Below are 14,316 nucleotides of genomic sequence, written 5' to 3'. Positions count from 1 at the left end.
ATGGAACAAAAAACAGCCGTTGGGCTCTTATACGAAGCTGGAAAGTCACCAGAGGTCGTCTGCAAGGGTTTTGGTGAACTGGCAGAAGAAATTATTGCCTTAGCCAAAGAAAAAGACATCATGATCCACGAAGATCCTGCACTGGTCAAAACGCTGGGGCAGCTAGATTTACATGAAGAAATCCCCAAAGAGCTTTATTATGTCATCGCTGAATTGATTGCGTTTTCTTACGTGCTCCGTGGTAAATTCCCACCTGGGTGGAAAAACTTTCAAGGTAAACTCAATATTAAAGCCTAAATATACGAGCAATCATATGAATGTATCAGGGTTAATGTGCGAAGAAACTGTTACGGATACACCCTAAATCATAGCAAAATCAGTTGAACGACCGGTCACTTTCGTGCCTGAACTTTATTTTTATTCATACCAACTGCCAAATAGTTTGATAACTGAAAAAGTAAGGTGACTTTATGAAATCTAATCCTCTTGCCTATGTACTATATAGCTTTGTCAGTACACGACTAAGTATCTCAGTCGGCACTGAACCATTAGCTAAAGAGCACCCTATTTAAGCCTGCTTTCTCAGGTACTTACACTACAGACATTTGCCCCCGATATTGCCACAGCGGATCACGATGACCTGACAGCTTTGTTTCATTCTTGTATCGCCACTGATGAACCATACTTATTTTTCGGCGTAACCAGAGGGGTGAATATAGCGACTCAGACTTATATAAGCTTCCAGTACAGCGATGACGCTTGGGACAGTCCAAACAGCCTAGGAGGTCAAGTCGTCACTCCGATTTGGGAAGCATTAGCAAGTGTTCCCCCTGACAGTAAGTATCCCTTCTTCCGCCGTAAGATCTGTGATGACAGTAACGAAAATACAGATACTTTCTAGGTCGATGCAAAGGTCATTCATCACTTGATGACCAAACCAATGTAAAATCTGAATCTGATACAACCAGGTCTCTCTGAAATCTAGGGGCGACATAGTAAAGCGGCACAGAGCGAAATAAAGGTCTGAATTGCAGCGCCTTTTAATTGGCTATGGAGTAAAAGACCAGTGTTGATGTTTTAACAGCACTGGTCTTTGTATCTAAATATCAAGCTTATCTTACGTAAAGCCACATATTTTGAGCATTGTAGTGATACGGACCATTACCACCGACTCCCCAGCCATTACCAAAGCGTTCGATAATAAATTTAGTATTTGAATAATCATATACAGAAGTTTTAAACTTAGCTGAATTTAGGAAAGAATAATCCTGACCAGCACCAGTACAACCAGCAGACTCAGCATGAGCCAATACATCATCCGTCAAAGAGTTTGCTAAAGGTGTACAATTTGCACTATTTAAAGTCACCATGTCTAAAATTGCTGCGGTATCGTTATCTGCGGTCACTAGCATTTCTTGTGCAGTATATTTAAAGCCTGCCCATTTTTGATCTGTAATAACATTTGCTTTTTGATCTAATGACAGTAGTTCATCCACTTGGACATTTGGCTGTGTTTTACTTTTTATCCCGACAAGCGTCCATCCGCCGCCATGAGTTTCCATGTCGCAGTAGACTTTATAAGGCGATTGAACATTATCTGGTTTTATTGAATATACCCCACTGCCAGTACTTAAACCATTGGCAAGTATCTCTGCACAACTACGGCTTTCATGTTCAGAGTATTTTTTATTAAAAGTAAAGTTAGCAGATGTTATTTCACCAGTAACTTTATTATATACAGATAATATATACTTATACTCTCCCGCAGGAAATTCAGGCAAAACACTGATCCGAGGTTGTGCTTGAGCAAATACTTGACCAGCTGTTAACGTCAAGTTTGCTGCGTTGGAACGGTTATAAAGCTCACCATTAGGAAAAACCAGCGTATCATAATACCTTAAATTCAATACTTCATTACCGGTATTTTTAATCGCTCTGTCAAAGCTTACATTACCACCAGTAACTTCCACAATTGGAGTCGCTTCATCTGAAGTGGCTTCAACAACAACATTTGCAGATAATGCAGAAGAGAATAAAGCAGATAATAAAAGCGTCACTTTATTTATTTTCATTGGGTAAATCCTTATTTTTTATAATAGAGTGCCATTAAAACAATCATATTTTATAAACCACCTTCCTAGTTACATCTCATAGAAAATAGCACAAGTTAGATATCTTCATAAAAACATAGATTTTGGAAAGTCATTCACACAGAAGAAAATACCATTTTGGGGAGAAAAATAAAGAAAAGAAACAATAAAAAATATAAAATACAGGTAAAAATAAGAATTAAATATTAATAAATAAAACCAAAACACTTTAAAACAAAAAAATTAAAGTTATAAAATACATCTAACCTACCAACTTCAACAAAAAAAACAACTACGCACTCCAGTTAAAGTTAAAGTTAAAGTTAAAGTTAAAGTTAAAGTTAAAAATTTTTAAATTAATTTAAAGCAAAAATCAACCTGCAAAAAAAGAACAACATTAACACCAATCACTTTTTAATTACCTTTCCGCTCCATCAATAATTAACTCCTTTATTAATTTTAATTCAAAGTTCGAATGCTTTTTATTTAAGCACATAACAGAGTTTGTTTATCAAGGCATGCATAGTATGTCATCAAAGATAAGTATTTAAGAAAAGATAATAAAAAGCCTTAAATCGATTAAAACGACTCATAAAGCCCCGCCCAAACTAATAAACGAGAAAAGGGGTTCGTTATCCAATACTGCTGTAAAGATTTAACTAAACTTCGACTCCACACCCCATCTAAATTACCGTTCGTCAAATAAATAACAATCTTATAATCACTGAACTCTGCATTAAAAAATGCAGATACTCTTAACAACGCTCCTCCATCATGTCCCACACTATGCCAATCACCTTCCTTTTCATAATCCCAGCCAGATACGAAGAAATTAGTCTGTCCATTTAAAAGCTTCTGTGGGCGCCAAAGCTTAATCAATATCGCCTTATCGACTAGTTTGCCTTCCATTAAACTTGATAGAAAAAGGTTTAGATCATAAGCAGAAGAATAAACGCCAGTATGAGCAGTGCCATAGCTTGGGAAGACATACTTATTAGGTTTGATCTTATCGCCACTATTAGGCAGATATGAAGGCACAACGTCTCTTGGGAGCTGCACAGCCTTTAAGTAAGTATTCGACATCATTAGAGGGGTTAATAATCGTTCTTGGACCAATGACTCATAAGACTGGCCTGTAACAGACTCTAGCAAGGCACCAATAAGAAGATAATTAATTTGGGTATACTGTACTTGAGTATTGAACTCAAACACAGGTTCTTTCTCACCTAAAGCTTTAATAACGTGTTCAAAGCTTTGTGGTGCACTCACTTGCTGATTTATAACTAAAAAATATTCAGGTATCCCAGAGGTATGGTTCAACAATGCACTTATTGGAATATTCAGCCATTGACGAGGCAACTGGACATACTTACCGATAGGTTCATCTAATGAGAGCTGTTTTTTTCTACCAGTTGAAAAACAAGGACAGTCGCAAACAGTTTGCTAACAGAAAAAATGGGAAAGACACTATGCTCATTCAGGGTCGAACCCACCCTGCTTTTTGATGCCTCAAACGCATATTTAAAGGTAATATCACCATTGTCGTTAACTAACACTGCTTGAGATGGGATCCCATGTAACTGTGCATTTTTCTCAACTTGATGAATTAACTTATCGCGCAAAGATGAGTCGTTTTGCATACACCCAGTTTGCAACCACAAAGCAATAAATACGAATAATCTACGCACCACGCATTTTTCCCTTGCAAATATCCATAACAATAGTGAACAATATATACGCTTTTAGATACAAAATAATCAATATCTCTAAACAAACCTAACAACAATTTATGTTTGAACAATAAAAAAGGTGCCTTTCAGCACCTTATTCAAGATTTATTGTGTAGAGACATCAATAATTCTGCTTCCGCTCTAGGGAGCTCACATTCTCGCATGATTTCTTCGAGGTCAGCACCAAGCTCAACCATCTTAACTGCACGAGAATATATTTTTGCGTCGGGATCATCATATTTTTGTGCTGCTTGTTGCTGAGCTAACTCTTTGACATAGCTTTCACTTTCAACAAGCCGCTTACCAATGCTTAAAACACTCGCTCTGACTTCTGCAATTTCACTTCTTAGAATACTAATCTGCTCTGCGTCACTGTGTACTTGTTTATGCAATTTAACATTACTATTTTGTGATTGCTGCAAACGTTTACTAAACATGAACAACAGCCCCAAACATAACAAGCTAATAAAGCATGATGCTATCACCAGTATAATGAGTACATCATCTAATGTTACTGCCGCCACAACTTACAGATGACTCAACTCATCCCACTCATCGTCGCTGAGTAGTTTATTGAGATCAACTAAGATTAGTAATTCACCTTCGCGATTAGACACACCCTGAATAAACTTAGCACTTTCTTCAGTACCAATGTTTGGCGCACTGTCAATCTCGGAGCTACGTAAATATACTACCTCTGCGACACTATCTACCAAGATACCAATTACTTGCTTCTCAGCCTCTATAATAACAATCCTAGAGTTGTCAGTGACTTCAGCACTCATCAACCCAAAGCGGGCGCGAGTATCAATAACGGTTACAACGTTACCACGAAGGTTAATGATACCTAGCACATAACTTGGTGCACCTGGGACGGGTGCAATCTCAGTGTAACGCAATACCTCTTGTACTTGCATTACATTGATACCATATGTCTCTTCCTCTAGTTTATATGTCACCCACTGTAGGACTTCATCATTACTATCGGCATTTTTATCTGCAGAAAGTATTCTTTCTTGGCTCATGATTAAACTCCAGATTGATGCTAGTTACTGCTCTCGGCTATCGAGGCCTTGCTCTAGCAACCTATTTAAATTCTCTACGTCAATAAGCGCACACATTTTTTCTTTAATCACACCTGCAAGCCATGGTCGCTTACCACAGGTTGTTCGCCACTTAACATCATCAGCTGTGAGCGTAATATTATTGACTAATTTTTCTGCTAGCAGCCCCCACTGACTGTCACCTAGCATGATTAAATACTGGTAGTTAAGCTGCGACTCCAACTCGGGCGTATACTTTTCTGGCATTACCCAACGAGCTGTATCAACAACATTCAGCTTTTCTTCACGGTTTAGCATTACACCTTTAAACCACTTTGGTTTTCCAAATAACTGGTTAACCTCTGTCAGCTGATGAATGCCACCCAGTGCTTGCAATGGAACAGCAAGTGTCAGACCTGCAACCTCAAAAAACAAAGCTTGAAACTCGCCTTCAATGAAGGCTTCTTTTGCCGCACTCTGCGCAGGTGCTTGTTCTTTGATAATAGTTGTATTTTCAGTTATCTCAAGCTCTTGGGCCGGCAACTCAGGAGTTTCTTGTAGAACTTCCTCAACAACGGCCTCAGAAGTCTCAACTTTCAGTTCAACCTCGGCTTTTGGTACCTCAACAACTTTTGCTTCATCAAGTAGTTTCTCTTGCTTTTGTGCATCCGGCACAGACTCAAGCAACCTCGCAACGGGCGCAAGTGCAACATCTTGATCTTCCTCTTCTTGCAATAAGGCTCCAAGATATTGTTTCATCACTTGTTCGTTTGCAAACAGGTGCTTACTCATTCTTACCTCTTTCTAATTCACCAATATGCTCGAGTAATGCTCGATATGCATATACACCTCTTGATTTCGGGCAGAATTGTACCGGAACCTTCTGTGCCAAGCTAGCATCTCTAAATTTGGTATCAACTGGAATAACACCAGGCCACACTTTATCCTGATATGATTCAACCAGCGACTTGTATGCTTCTAAAGATGCTTTTGTACGCTTATCATACATTGTAGGGACTATAGTATATTGATATTGTTTAGAATGCGAACTTTGCATTAATGTCATTGTGCGCATCATTCTATCTAGCCCCTTTAATGCCAAAAACTCAGTCTGTACAGGGATGAGTATACGTTCACTGGCAGCCAAAGCATTGACCATCAAGACCCCTAAAACAGGTGGGCAATCTAAGATGGCATAATCATAATAATCGCTAATTTTTGCCAGCGCTTTTTTCAATATTAGCCCCATACCTGAACGATTACCCATGCTTCTATCTAAGGTGGCTATGGCCATTGTCGCAGGTAAAATATCTAAGTTTTCAACAGTTGAGGGGCATAAAGCTTGTAAGATCTCTTCGCTTTGCATGTTGGAACCACGAATGAAAATATCATACACACTCACCTCTAAGTCTTCAGAGTCAATTCCAAAGTAATAAGTCAGTGATGCATGCGGGTCTGTATCAATTAATAATACTCTTTTTCCTTCAGTGGCTAATATGCCACCCAAGCTCACCGCAGTGGTCGTTTTGCCTACACCACCCTTTTGATTCGCAACCGTCCAAATTTTCACTTTATTATTTTATTCCTTTGTGACTTTTCATGACAAAGCTGTATCAAACTAATTTATATACCTACGCAATCCCCAGCTCTTTATTAATGCGTAATGCCACATCTTGAAGTGCAAGGCTTTCGGATGATAGACCTGCCGCTGCAACAGCTTGAGGCATGCCGTAAACGACGCATGTTTTTTCGTCTTGCGCCCAAATCGTTGCGCCTACTTGCTTCAACATACGAGCACCATCTCTGCCGTCAGCGCCCATCCCCGTTAACACAATCGCGAGAACATCACCCGAATAAGCTTTAGCCGTACTCGCAAATGTCACGTCAACACACGGTTTATAAGTGATTCTCGGGCTGTCATCTTCAAACACTTTAAGTGTTTTACTCCCACCTCGCGCTTCTACCATCATTTGCTTACCCCCTGGCGCTAAATACGCCACACCCGGCATCAGCTTATCACCTTGCTCGGCTTCTTTTACCTTAATTTTGCACAAGCTATTGAGTCGTTGTGCAAAAGCAGGTGTGAAAGCAGCAGGCATATGCTGAATAAGCAATATTGGATGAGGAAAGTTCGCAGGTAGTTGAGTCAAAATAGTTTGTAGCGCAACAGGACCACCTGTAGAAGTGCCAATAGCTACTATTTTGTATGATTTACCAGACGCTTTGAAGCTTCTTTGTGGAGCGCTCTCTGGCGCGGCTTTTTGAAAACTTCTATCTGGCTGAGCCACAGTTGTACTTGAACGTAAACTAGATGTTGGTTTTGCTGCAGGACTAGCCGGTGTTGATGGCTTTGCTGAAGTCATCGGTCTTGTAAATCGACTGACTCGCTTACGGCCAATTTCTTTGACCTTTGTCTGCAATGCACGCGTGGCTTCTTCACTATTTCGAGCAATGTCTTCAAACTTTTTAGGTAAAAAGTCTACAGCCCCTGCATCTAGTGCATCTAACGTAGCGCTTGCTCCTTCACGAGTTAATGAAGAAAACATTAAAATTGGCGTTGGGTTACTCTGCATTATTTTTTTAACAGCGCTGATACCATCCAATACTGGCATCTCTACATCCATGGTGATCACATCAGGGCGCAACTTACTTGCTTTTTCAACAGCTTCTTGGCCATTAACTGCAAAATCAATAACCTCAATTCCTGCGTCTTTTTCTAGTATTTCACTTACACGACGACGGAAGAAACTTGAGTCATCAACAACTAATACTTTTACTGCCATTGGCATCGCTCTTTTTTAATGTTACAGATCCGAAAAGTGGTGCCTTTGGCACCACTAATTCGGTGACAGCAAAAAGCGTCTAGCGCTATTTGCCTGCGTAATGCTTCAACATACTTGGTACATCAAGAATCAGTGCAATACCACCGTCTGAAGTGATAGTTGCACCTGCCATACCAGGTGTGCCTTGTAGTAGGGAATCAAGTGGTTTAATCACCACCTCTTCTTGACCTATTAGTGAATCAACTACAAAACCGACTTGCTGAGTACCTATTTGTACAATAACCACATGCCCTTCGGCTTTTTTCTGATTAATATCAGTCCCTTTAACTAACCAATGCTCGAGATAAAACAGAGGTATCGCCTTTTCGCGAACAATAATCGTCAATTGCCCATCAACCACATTGGTTTTGGTTAGGTCGAGATGGAATATCTCACTGACGCCGGCAAGCGGTAACGCAAATGTTTGCTCTCCTACCATCACCATAAGTGTTGGTAAAATAGCGAGTGTCAGTGGTACTTTGATCTCAAGAATTGTACCCACACCCAGCTCAGACTGAATGTTTACTTGACCATTAAGCTGCGTAATCTTTGTCTTAACTACATCCATCCCCACACCTCGTCCAGAGATGTCGGAAATTTCTTCTTTCGTAGAAAAACCAGGCGCAAAAATCAGGTTATATGCTTCAGTATCTGACAATCTACTTGCTTGATCTGAATCAATAACACCTTTGCTAATCGCAATTTTCTTCAACTTTTCAGGATCCATACCCGCACCATCATCTCTGATAGTTAACAGAATATGGTCCCCTTCTTGTGATGCAGAAAGCGTAACTGTACCTGTGCGAGATTTACCACCTGCTTCACGTATATCCGGCATTTCAATACCGTGGTCAACAGAGTTTCTCACCAAGTGAACCAATGGATCTGCCAGTGCTTCTACCAAGTTTTTATCTAGATCGGTATCTTCACCTTCTAGAATCAAATTGATGTCTTTTTTAAGGCTTCGTGCAAGGTCTCTCACAACGCGAGGGAATCGGCCAAATACTTTCTTAATTGGCTGCATTCGGGTTTTCATAACAGCACCCTGTAAGTCAGCCGTGACCACATCTAGGTTCGATATGGCTTTACCCATGGCTTCACTGTTGCTGTTATTTGCTAAGCTCACCAAACGATTTCGAACCAATACAAGCTCACCAACCATATTCATGATCTGGTCTAGCCTTTTTGTATCTACCCGAACCGTAGTTTCAGCTTGTGCCGCCGGTTTTTTAGGCGCTCCGCCTTTAGGCTCTGCTTTAGCTGGTGCAGGTTTTGGTGCTGCTTTGGCTACCGGCTTAGGCGCCTCAGCTTTTGGCGCAGGTTGCGGTTTAGCTGCTGGTGTTGGCGGCGGTGCAGGAGCAGCTTTTGGAGCTTGTGCAGGCTCTGAAGGCGCGGCACCATCTTCTAAATTTTTTGGTGCCTGGCCTTTGCCATGCAGTTCATCAAGCAGCGCTTCAAAATCTTCATCATTAATTTCGTCATCGCCACTGTCTTGCGAACTTGTTGGTGCAGCGGGCGTGGCAGGCGCTTGTGGTGGAGCACTCTGAGCTGGCGCTTCGTCGCTGGATGTTGCACCAAACTTACCAACACCATGAAGCTCGTCCAATAAGCTGTCAAATTCATCATCGGTAATATCTCCATCATTGGCATTAGATGGAGGTGTAGACGGAGCCGCAGGGGCGGCAGGCGCCGCTTGAGGCGCTTCAACGGCAGGGCCATTACCCGACCCGTGAAGCTCATCTAACAAGCTTTCAAATTCTTCTTCTGTGATTTCGTCAATACTATCTGAGGTTGCAGGTTCAGCGCTTTCTTCACTGCCTACATCAAACAGCACATCATCTTCTGCTTCCTGAACAGGCTCAGGTGGTGGTGCTTCAACCACAGGCTCAGCAGCAGGAGCTGCGATGACCTCGTCAGCAGACTCAGGCTGACTTAACTTGTGTAATACGTCGAGTAACTCTTGGTCCGCAGGCTCAGGTTGCTCGCGGTTTTGTATGCACGCGAACATGTCATTAATGGTATCAAGCGACTGTAAAATCACGTCCATTAATTCAGGATTCACAGAGCGTTGGCCTTGGCGCAAAACATCAAAAACGTTTTCGGCACCATGACAAGCGTCAACCAACTCGTTCATACCTAAAAAGCCAGCTCCACCTTTTACAGTGTGGAAGCCTCTAAAAATTGCATTCAGTAAATCTTTGTCATCTGGGTTATTTTCTAATTCAACAAGTTGCTCAGATAACAGTTCGAGTATTTCTCCAGCTTCAACAAGAAAGTCTTGTAAGATATCTTCATCGACTTCAAAGCTCATTATTATACTCTCCTATTAGAAACCCAAACTAGATAACAAATCATCAACTTCATCTTGGCCAGACACAACATCGTCTCGTTCCTCAGCGTCAATGATAGGCCCTTCAGGACCAGCTAGTTCATCAGTGGTGGTTTCAACTACTTCTTGTGGTTGTTGAGCCGTGTTAAGTTGACCCACTTCTGACGTGCCAAAAACAGTTAATAGATGAATTAAACTGTCTTCGACCTCTCTTACCAATTCTATGACTCGACGAATGACCTGACCAGTTAAATCTTGATAATCTTGCGCCATTAAAACATTAGTCATCAAGCTTTGTAGTTCGTCGGTGCGACCTTGTGAAGATTGCATAAAATCATTTAAGTCATGACACAGAGATTTAAACTCTCCTAGCTGAATATCACGACTCATCAACCTATCCCAAGTAGGCTTTATTTCAGAAAGCTCGTCGGCCAACTGTTGAGCGAGCGGTAAACTAGCTTCAACCGCATCCATCGTTTTGTTCGCCGCATTTTCAGTCATTTCCATGACATAGTTTAAGCGTTGCTTTGCATCTGGTAAGGCTTCTGTAGTTAAATCTGATAAACGCGTATCTAACTCGAAGTTTTTCAACGACTCGTGTAACTGACGTGTCAATTTTCCGACTTCAGCAAATAACTCGGATTGCTCTTTGTTAGTTGCTTCAATTAAAATTTGATCAGCTTTTTCTTGTTCACCGTTTTCAAGATACTCAACAAGTTGCTTCGCTTGCTCTAATGTAATTTGTGGCGCAGAGGATTCTGACATAAGCCTATCCTTACTTGTAACTAGCCTAAGCGTTCAAAAACTTTTTCTAACTTAGTTTTCAATGTTCCAGCGGTAAAAGGTTTAACAATATAACCATTTACCCCAGCTTGCGCTGCTGCAACAATTTGTTCTTTTTTAGCTTCTGCAGTTACCATTAATACTGGGATATGCTTAAGGCTATCGTCAGCCCTTATTGCTCGAAGCAAGTCGATACCTTGCATGCCTGGCATATTCCAATCAGTAACAACAAAGTCAAATTCTTGATTTTGCAACATTGGAAGCGCAGTGCTGCCATCATCTGCCTCTTGAACATTTGTAAAGCCTAAGTCTCTCAACAGGTTTTTGATTATTCTTCTCATTGTAGAGAAATCATCAACCACGAGAATTTTCATGTTCTTATCCAAAACTTCCTCCGGTGAGGTTTGAACCTATAAAAAAATAAAATGTACTCTAATTGATCCAGTCATTTATCTTGGCTCTGAGTTTAATCATTGCCTGACCATGAATCTGACTCACTCGAGACTCGCTCACATCTAAGATCTGGCCAATCTCTTTTAAATTCATTTCATCGTTGTAGTACAAAGATAGCACCATCGCGTCTCGCTCTGGCAACGTTTTTATTGCGTCTACTAACGATTCATTAAAGCGCTCATTCTTAACGTTATTGAATGGTTTGTCTAGCGCTAAATCACTGCCTGCAGGTGAAATTACATCTTGGTCGACCCCAAGGTCTTCAATGCCAATAATCTTACTTGCATTCACGTCATGTAAAATATGATGGTACTCATCTAAGGGAATATCAAGTTTTTCAGCGATTTCAGTGTCTTTTGGCTCACGGCCTAAAGCAGTTTCTAACTCTGCAATTGCCTCTGCAACCATACGGCTATTTTTGTGGACAGAGCGCGGAGCCCAGTCTCCACGGCGTATTTCATCTAACATAGCACCCCGAATGCGGATGCCTGCAAACGTTTCAAAACTCGCGCCTTTACTGGCATCAAAATTTTTTGTTGCCTCAATGAGACCTATCATTCCTGATTGAATCAGATCATCAAGTTGAACGCTCGCAGGAAGCCTTGCGAGCAAATGACAAGCAACTTTTTTGACCAAAGGTGTATGACGCTCAACCACCTTGTTAAGGTGGTCTGCAGTTTGATATCCCGCCATTCGATTGACCGGTGTAGCCATAATTACCCGTTAACTAACTGCTCAATGAAAAACTCTAGGTGTCCTGAAGGCTGATGAGGCACAGGCCATTTAACAGCTTTGCTTGCTAACCCCCTAAACGCCACAGCGGCAGGAGAGTTAGGGTAGAGTTCAACAATGGTTTTTTGACGGCGCGAAGATTTACGCATATTTTCATCGAAAGGAATTGTAGCGACAAGCTCCAAAGCAACATCTAAAAACCTATCCGTCACTTTTGACAGCTTAGCAAATAGCTCTTGCCCTTCTCGAAGGCTCCTAACCATGTTCGCAACAATTTTAAACTTGTAAACGCCATGCTCTCGACTTAAAACCTTGATCAATGCATACGCATCTGTAATTGACGTTGGTTCATCACAGACAACGACCATTACGTCTTGCGCGGCTCTGGAAAAGCTCAAAACCATATCAGAAATACCGGCGGCGGTATCCACTATTAAAACGTCAAAGTCGTTACTAAGTTCGCTAAATGCACGGATCAAACCTGCATGCTCTGCCGGGCTTAGCTCAACCATATTCTGAGAGCCCGAGGTCGCTGGGACAATTCTTATCCCCGCAGGCCCTTCAACCAAAATCTCGTCCAGCTCACATTCGCCGGATAGCACATGAGATAAGTTACGCTCCACACGCAAGCCAAGCATTACATCACAATTCGCTAATCCAAGGTCAGCATCTAAAACTAATACTCTATGGCCCTGTTGTCCTAACGCAATTGCAGTATTTAATGAAACATTAGTCTTACCGACTCCTCCTTTACCACCAGTTACTGCTATTACTTTTACTCCGTGGTTACTTTTTTGATTCATTTTACGCAGGCCACTTGCTTGATCTAAAACTGTATTAATCATACATTCCTACTGTCTGGGACGCCACTGCTTCACGTCGTGAATGTTGTGCTTTTGTTCTTTTTAAATACAATTGCTCAGCCTTTTTAACTAATTTTTGAGCATTTGCAACACGAATGTCTTCTGGCACTCGTTGTCCGTTGGTAAGATACCCTATTGGCAGACGATTTTGAATCGCAATACTAATAATCTCACCTAAACTTAGACATTCATCAAGTTTTGTAAAGATGCAACCACTCAAGTTTACTTTTTTGAAATGGTTTACTGTTTCCTGCAAAACATGCATTTGCGATGTTGCGCTAAGCACCAAATAACTACGAATATCAACTCGTGAACTGCGCATCAATGTATTTAGTTGCTCAGTTAAACGCAAGTCTCTTTGACTCATGCCGGCAGTATCTATTAATACTAGTCGCTTATTTCGCAAATGATAAAGAACTTCTGCTAACTCATTTGCATCTTTAACTTGCTTGACCGGACAGCCAATGATTCTACCATAAGTTGCCAACTGCTCGTAAGCACCAATTCTATATGTATCTGTGGTAATTAATGCAACTTTATCAGCACCATACTTCTGCGCGCCTAGCGCTGCTAATTTTGCAACCGTCGTTGTCTTACCTACCCCTGTTGGGCCAACCATTGCGTAAACACCACCTTGACGAAGGATGTCATTATTGGTTGTGTGCATCTGATTCACAACCATATTTAAAAGCGCATTCCACGCTTCTTTTCTGGATACATCATCAGGTATAAAACACGCCATTTGCTCAGCTACCTCAGAGCTGATCCCCATACCTTGCAAACGGTTGATTAAACAAGCTCTAGTCGGATCTCTGCGGTCCATCTCTTGCTTCATTAAACCAGACACCTGATATTCAAGTAACTGACGGATAGCATTCATTTCATCACGCATAGAACTCATTTCATCTTGAGACGCGTTATTTACAGCTGGCTGTGTATCCATATCGGCTTCTAATTCATCACCAAAATCCCAATCGGACGTCAGAGGATCTGCTTGCTGTACAGGGCGAGTTTGTGCTGGACTAGGTTGAGTTTGCTGAGCTTGACTATATGTTGGTCTTTGCTCTTGCTGAGGTTGGAACAAATCACCAGTATCAATGCCTGACTGAGAAAACATAGAAGCAAGCTCAGGAGAACGAGGTTTTGGAGCTTGACGCTCTAAGAGCGCTTCTAGGCTATCAGCAACTTTTGCCTGTGGCTGAGCTTGAGGACGACGAGTTTGAGGCTTAACCACGCGAGCGGGTTGACTATACGTAGACTTTTGCGTAGCTACAGGCGCTGGCTCAGGGCGCGCTTCAATTGAAGCTGGTTGAGCCTGTGGCGCAACTCTGTCATTGTCGATAGCCGCAACAATTTCCACGCCGTCAGCAAGTTTTTTGTTCGACATTATGACAGCATCTGCACCTAATTCATCTTTTACTTCTTTTAAAGCCGTACGCATATCTTTTGCGAAAAATCTTTTAATTTTCAT

The 14,316-nt window shown here is 41.4% G+C and carries 14 protein-coding genes and 1 pseudogene; 2 read left to right on the top strand and 13 right to left on the bottom strand.

Features of this window, described 5'->3' with window-relative positions; translation table 11 throughout:
• Window positions 1-297: an EscU/YscU/HrcU family type III secretion system export apparatus switch protein gene (locus N473_RS06465; protein WP_039609437.1), complete on the top strand. Its 297-nt coding sequence runs from the start codon at window positions 1-3 to the stop codon at window positions 295-297.
• A gap of 412 nt (window positions 298-709) precedes the next feature.
• Window positions 710-901, top strand: a complete 192-nt coding sequence (locus N473_RS26110; RefSeq protein ID WP_155735539.1) for a hypothetical protein — start codon at window positions 710-712, stop codon at window positions 899-901.
• 211 nt (window positions 902-1,112) lie between these two features.
• Here the strand turns inward: N473_RS26110 and N473_RS06460 are convergent, their stop codons facing one another.
• The 13 genes and pseudogenes from N473_RS06460 to flhF form a co-directional block, all read right to left on the bottom strand.
• Entirely contained in the window at window positions 1,113-2,072 is a 960-nt protein-coding gene (locus N473_RS06460; protein ID WP_063367195.1) for a fibrinogen-like YCDxxxxGGGW domain-containing protein, read from the bottom strand.
• Window positions 2,073-2,669: 597 nt separating this feature from the next.
• Window positions 2,670-3,730 (bottom strand): annotated as a pseudogene (locus N473_RS06455) (serine hydrolase domain-containing protein).
• A gap of 188 nt (window positions 3,731-3,918) precedes the next feature.
• The gene (locus N473_RS06445) at window positions 3,919-4,344 is read right to left on the bottom strand and encodes a DUF2802 domain-containing protein (RefSeq protein WP_039609439.1); all 426 of its coding nucleotides are present in this window, start codon (window positions 4,342-4,344) and stop codon (window positions 3,919-3,921) included.
• 3 nt (window positions 4,345-4,347) lie between these two features.
• The gene (locus N473_RS06440) at window positions 4,348-4,845 is read right to left on the bottom strand and encodes a chemotaxis protein CheW (protein ID WP_023401824.1); all 498 of its coding nucleotides are present in this window, start codon (window positions 4,843-4,845) and stop codon (window positions 4,348-4,350) included.
• 24 nt (window positions 4,846-4,869) lie between these two features.
• On the bottom strand, window positions 4,870-5,655 hold the full coding sequence (locus N473_RS06435; RefSeq protein WP_063367192.1) for a chemotaxis protein CheW: 786 nt from the start codon (window positions 5,653-5,655) through the stop codon (window positions 4,870-4,872).
• On the bottom strand, window positions 5,648-6,433 hold the full coding sequence (locus tag N473_RS06430) for a ParA family protein (protein WP_039609441.1): 786 nt from the start codon (window positions 6,431-6,433) through the stop codon (window positions 5,648-5,650). The genes N473_RS06435 and N473_RS06430 overlap by 8 nt, the downstream gene beginning before the upstream one ends.
• A 61-nt stretch (window positions 6,434-6,494) precedes the next feature.
• Window positions 6,495-7,646, bottom strand: a complete 1,152-nt coding sequence (locus tag N473_RS06425) for a protein-glutamate methylesterase/protein-glutamine glutaminase (RefSeq protein WP_063367191.1) — start codon at window positions 7,644-7,646, stop codon at window positions 6,495-6,497.
• A gap of 85 nt (window positions 7,647-7,731) precedes the next feature.
• Entirely contained in the window at window positions 7,732-9,996 is a 2,265-nt protein-coding gene (locus N473_RS06420) for a chemotaxis protein CheA (RefSeq protein WP_063367190.1), read from the bottom strand.
• Between the two features lie 15 nt (window positions 9,997-10,011).
• Entirely contained in the window at window positions 10,012-10,779 is a 768-nt protein-coding gene (locus N473_RS06415) for a protein phosphatase CheZ (protein WP_063367189.1), read from the bottom strand.
• A gap of 20 nt (window positions 10,780-10,799) precedes the next feature.
• The gene (gene cheY / locus N473_RS06410) at window positions 10,800-11,183 is read right to left on the bottom strand and encodes a chemotaxis response regulator CheY (protein WP_010364893.1); all 384 of its coding nucleotides are present in this window, start codon (window positions 11,181-11,183) and stop codon (window positions 10,800-10,802) included.
• A gap of 46 nt (window positions 11,184-11,229) precedes the next feature.
• The gene (locus N473_RS06405; RefSeq protein ID WP_039609445.1) at window positions 11,230-11,964 is read right to left on the bottom strand and encodes an RNA polymerase sigma factor FliA; all 735 of its coding nucleotides are present in this window, start codon (window positions 11,962-11,964) and stop codon (window positions 11,230-11,232) included.
• A 2-nt stretch (window positions 11,965-11,966) separates the two neighbouring features.
• Window positions 11,967-12,827, bottom strand: coding sequence for a MinD/ParA family ATP-binding protein (locus N473_RS06400; RefSeq protein WP_023401816.1), 861 nt, complete (start codon window positions 12,825-12,827; stop codon window positions 11,967-11,969).
• Complete coding sequence (gene flhF, locus N473_RS06395; RefSeq protein WP_063367188.1) at window positions 12,820-14,316, bottom strand: flagellar biosynthesis protein FlhF; 1,497 nt, start codon at window positions 14,314-14,316, stop codon at window positions 12,820-12,822. The genes N473_RS06400 and flhF overlap by 8 nt, the downstream gene beginning before the upstream one ends.

The sequence above is a fragment of the Pseudoalteromonas luteoviolacea CPMOR-1 genome (genome assembly GCF_001625685.1).
In the GTDB taxonomy this organism is placed as follows: Bacteria; Pseudomonadota; Gammaproteobacteria; order Enterobacterales; family Alteromonadaceae; genus Pseudoalteromonas; species Pseudoalteromonas luteoviolacea_K.
This window is presented reverse-complemented; position numbering and strand designations above follow the sequence as displayed.

Coding starts and splice junctions, on each gene's coding strand:
- N473_RS06420 (WP_063367190.1), bottom strand. CDS start 9,996: ATGAGCTTTGAAGTCGATGAAGATATCTTACAAGACTTTCTTGTTGAA.
- N473_RS06400 (WP_023401816.1), bottom strand. CDS start 12,827: ATGATTAATACAGTTTTAGATCAAGCAAGTGGCCTGCGTAAAATGAAT.
- N473_RS06415 (WP_063367189.1), bottom strand. CDS start 10,779: ATGTCAGAATCCTCTGCGCCACAAATTACATTAGAGCAAGCGAAGCAA.
- N473_RS06460 (WP_063367195.1), bottom strand. CDS start 2,072: ATGAAAATAAATAAAGTGACGCTTTTATTATCTGCTTTATTCTCTTCT.
- flhF (WP_063367188.1), bottom strand. CDS start 14,316: ATGAAAATTAAAAGATTTTTCGCAAAAGATATGCGTACGGCTTTAAAA.
- N473_RS06440 (WP_023401824.1), bottom strand. CDS start 4,845: ATGAGCCAAGAAAGAATACTTTCTGCAGATAAAAATGCCGATAGTAAT.
- N473_RS06405 (WP_039609445.1), bottom strand. CDS start 11,964: ATGGCTACACCGGTCAATCGAATGGCGGGATATCAAACTGCAGACCAC.
- N473_RS06465 (WP_039609437.1), top strand. CDS start 1: ATGGAACAAAAAACAGCCGTTGGGCTCTTATACGAAGCTGGAAAGTCA.
- N473_RS06425 (WP_063367191.1), bottom strand. CDS start 7,646: ATGGCAGTAAAAGTATTAGTTGTTGATGACTCAAGTTTCTTCCGTCGT.
- N473_RS06435 (WP_063367192.1), bottom strand. CDS start 5,655: ATGAGTAAGCACCTGTTTGCAAACGAACAAGTGATGAAACAATATCTT.